The organism is Saccharothrix deserti (genome assembly GCF_009769385.1).
GTDB classification, from domain to species: domain Bacteria; phylum Actinomycetota; class Actinomycetes; order Mycobacteriales; family Pseudonocardiaceae; genus Actinosynnema; species Actinosynnema deserti.
The window spans coordinates 1-4,519 of record NZ_VKAB01000122.1; the positions used below are offsets into that span (position 1 = coordinate 1).

The 4,519-nt window shown below is 72.5% G+C and carries 1 protein-coding gene; it reads right to left on the reverse strand.

Going from position 1 to position 4,519, the window contains the following annotated elements:
- Positions 1–4,447 (reverse strand): type I polyketide synthase (locus FM051_RS49660; protein ID WP_158854911.1); only part of this gene is annotated, 4,447 nt, incomplete at its 3' end.
- Positions 4,448–4,519 lie beyond the last annotated feature (72 nt).

Below are 4,519 nucleotides of genomic sequence, written 5' to 3' on the forward strand. Positions count from 1 at the left end.
CGAACAACCCCGGCTGCACAAAACCCGTACGACGCAACAACCCCCGGTCATCACCCCACAACACATCCCGCAGACCCGGGAAGAAACCCATCACCTCGTCCCACACCGCCGCGAACACCGGAAACCCCGCATACAGCTCCCGACCCATACCCAACCGCTGCGAACCCTGACCCGAAAACACAAACCCGACCGAACCACCAACAACCCGCCGGACACTGCCAAGCCAACCCAGACCCGCCAACAACTCCTCACGAGTCCGACCGACCACCATCGCACGATGATCGAACGGCGACCGTCGAGCGAGAGTGCTCGCGACGTCCTGCGGCTCCAGCAAGGGGTTGTCGGACAAGTGGTGGCGGAGGCGTCGGGCCTGCTCGGCCAGGGCATCGGCACTACGCGCCGACAACAACAACGGCAGCACCGCCGGGGCCGGGGCGTCGGAAACTTCCTCGGCAGGGGCCTCCTCCAGGATCACGTGCGCATTCGTGCCGCTGATCCCGAACGACGACACCGCCGCCCGGCGCGGACGATCGACCTCGGGCCAGGGACGCTGCTCGGCCAACACCTCCACCTTGCCCGCCGACCAATCCACGACCGGGGTCGGTTCGTCGACGTGCAAGGTCCTCGGCAGGACGCCGTGCCGCATCGCCTGCACCATCTTGATGATCCCGCCGACACCGGCAGCGGCCTGAGCATGACCGATGTTCGACTTCAACGACCCCAGATACAGCGGCCCACCCTCACGACGACCATAAGTCGCCAACAACGCCTGGGCCTCGATCGGGTCACCCAACCGGGTTCCGGTGCCGTGGCCCTCGACCGCGTCCACGTCGCCCGTGCCGAGGCCGGCGGAGGCGAGGGCCGCCCGGATGACGCGTTCCTGCGACGGCCCGTTGGGCGCGGTCAACCCGTTCGACGCGCCGTCCTGGTTCACCGCCGAACCACGCACCACCGCCAACACCCGATGCCCCGCCGCACGAGCCACCGACAACCGCTCCACCACCAACAGACCGACACCCTCGGCCCACGACGTGCCATCCGCACCGGCACCGAACGCCTTGCACCGACCATCCACCGCCAGACCACGCTGCCGCGAGAACTCCACGAACGGCAGCGGGCCGGCCATGACCGTGACGCCTCCGGCGAGCGCGAGGTCGCATTCGCCGGAGCGGATGGCGCTCACCGCCAAGTGCAGGGCCACCAACGACGACGAGCACGCCGTGTCCACGGTGACCGCCGGCCCCTCCAGCCCGAACACATAGGACACCCGACCGGACGCGACGCTGCCCGCGTTGCCACCGGCGAGGAAGCCCTCGACCTCGGGCGGCGCCTCGATGAGCCGCGACGCGTAGTCGTGGTACATCAGCCCGGCGAACACACCGGTCCGACTCCCCTTCAACGACAACGGATCCACACCCGCGTGCTCAAACGCCTCCCACGCAGCCTCCAACAACAACCGCTGCTGCGGATCAGTCGCCAACGCCTCACGCGGCGACATACCAAAAAACCCCGCATCGAACTCCGCAGCACGATCCAGAAAACCACCACTGCGGACATACGCCTTACCCACCCGGTCCGGATCCGGGTCGTACAACCCCTCCAGGTCCCAACCCCGGTCCTCGGGAAACCCGGAAATCGCGTCGACGCCGTTCGCGACGAGGTCCCACAGCCCGTCGGGTGACGACACGCCACCGGGGAACCGGCACGCCATGCCGACGATCACGATCGGGTCGGCGGTGTCGGCCACCACTGGGGCAGCCTCGACCGGGGCCTCCAGACCGGACAGCTCGGCGTTGAGGTGGTCGGCCAGCGCCTGGGGTGTCGGGTGGTCGAACACGAGGGTTGCGGGCAGCGGCACGCCCACCTCGGCACCCAGGGCGTTGCGCAGTTCGACGGCGGTCAGCGAGTCGAAACCCAGCTCCTGGAACGAGCGGTCGACCGCGACCGCCGAACCGTCCGCGTGACCCAGCACCACCGCGACCTTCGCCCGCACCAGCTCCAGCACCGCCTCGGGCGTGACCGGACCGGCGAGCCGGTGCGCGGTGGCGCGGCGGGCCGGGACGAGCGACCGGAGGATCGGGTGCACCTCGTCGCCACGGGCGCGCAGCGCGGCCAGGTCGAACCCGGCCGCGGTGAGCGCGGGCTCACCGGTGCCGGGCGCCGCGTCGAACAGCGCCAGCGCCTCGTCCGACGACATCGGCCGCAGCCCGGTGCGGGCGATCCGCCGCTGGTCGGCCGCACCGAGCCCGCCGGTCATGGCGCTCGTCTGCTCCCACAGGCCCCACGCCAGTGACGCGGCAGGCAGCCCGGCGGCCACCCGGTGCCGGGCGAGCCCGTCGAGGAACGCGTTCGCGGCGGCGTAGTTCGCCTGACCCGCGGCCCCGAGGACACCGGCGACGGACGAGAACAGCACGAACGCCGCGAGGTCGCGGTCGCGCGTCGCCTCGTGCAGGTACCAGGCCGCGTCGGCTTTGGGGCGCAGCACGGCGTCCAGCCGGTCCGGGGTGAGGTCGGCGATCACGCCGTCGTCCACCACACCGGCCGCGTGGACGACGACCGACAGGTCGTCGATCCCCGCGACCAGTTCGGTCACGACGTCCCGGTCGGCCACGTCGCACGCGACCGCCCGCACCCGGGCCCCGGCGTCGGTCAGCTCCGCCACCAGGTCGTCCGGGGCGCCGCGCCGCGACACGAGGACCAGGTCGCGGACGCCGCGCTCCCGCACCAGGTGGCGGGCGAGCACCCCGCCGAGAGCACCGCTCGCACCGGTGAGCAGCACGGCACCGTCGCCGAACCCGACAGGCGCCGCCGGCTCCACGGCGGTCAGGCGCGGGACCAGCAGCCTGCCATCCCGGATCGCGGCCTGCGGTTCGCCGCTCGCCAGCAGCGCGGGCAGCAGGTCCGCGACGTCCGCACTGCCGTCGGTGTCGAGCAGGACGAACCGGTCCGGGTGCTCGGTCTGCGCGGACGACACCAGGCCCCACGCGGCGGCCTGAGCCGGGTCGCCGGCGGTGACCGCGCCACTCGTCACGACCACCAGGCGGGTGGCGTCGTCCAGCCTGCCCTGGACCAGCTCCAGGGCGGTGCCCACCACGGCGCGGACGCGGGTCGGCACGTCAGGTTCGTCCGAGGTGAGCGTGACGACCTCGGCACCGGGCGCGGGACCGTCGGCGGCGGTCGGCTCGACCCACTCGGTGCGGAACAGGCCGTCGCGCACCCGGCCGCCGGCCTGGCGCAGCGCGTCCCGCGTCACCGGCCGCACGACCAGCGACTCGACCTCGGCCACCGGGCGGCCGGAGGCGTCCGTCGCGGTCAGGGCGATCCGGTCCGCGCCGGACCTGGTGAGCCGGACGCGCAGCGCGGACGCGCCCCTGCCGTGCACCGCGACCCCGTTCCACGAGAACGGCACGCCGCCGCTGGGGTCAGTGACGAGGACCGCGTGCAGGGCGGCGTCCAGCAGCGCCGGGTGCAGCAGGAAGCCATCCCCCTCGACGCGGTCGTCCAGGGCGACCTCGGCGTGGACCACGCCATCACCGCGCCAGACGCGGCGCAGGCCCTGGAAGGCGGGGCCGTACCCGTACCCCTCGTCGGCCAGCCGTTCGTAGGCGCCGTCGAGGTCCACCTCGACCGCGTCGCGCGGCGGCCACGCCAGGTCCCGCACCGGCTCGCCCACCTCGGCCGTGAGCGCGCCGGTGGCGTGCAGCGTCCACGGGCCGTTCTCGTCGCGGCGCGAGAACAGCTCGACGTCGCGCCGACCATCCCGCGCTGCACCCACCACGACCTGCACCTCAGCCGCACCCCGCTCGGGCACGACCAGCGGGGCGACGTGGGTCAGCTCGGCCAGCCGCCCACAGCCGACGTGCTCACCCGCGCGGAGGACCAACTCCACCATGCCGGTGCCGGGCAGCAGTGCGACGCCGTGCAGGCGGTGGTCGCCGAGCCAGGTGACGTCGGTCGACAGATGGGCGGTGAGCACAGCTGTGTCGCTGCCCGCGACCGTGACGACGCCGTCCACGAACCGCTGCGTCGCGTCGCCCGTCAGCCAGTAGCGCTCGTGCTGGAACGGGTAGGTGGGCAGGTCGACCAGCCGACCGCCGCCGATCCGGTCCCGCCATGCCACCTCCACGCCGTGTTCCCACAGCGCCCCCAGTGCGCCGACGAACGCCTCCGGCTCGGGCTTGTCGCCGCGTGACGCCGGGATCGCCACGACATCCGCCGTGTCGGCCACCATCGCGGTCAGCACGCCGCCGGGCCCGATCTCCAACACCGCCGTCACGCCGTTGTCCGCCAACGTGCGCACACTGTCGGCGAACCGGACCGGCTCCCGCACATGCCGGACCCAATAGTCCACCGACGTCACATCGCCAGTCGTCGCCAGCGGGATCTCCGGGTGGTGGAAGGACAAGCCCTCCACCACCGCACGGAAGTCGTCCAGCATCGGATCCATCAACACCGAGTGGAACGCATGCGACACCTCAAGCCGCTTCCACCGCCGCCCACCCAGGCCCGCCACGGCCGC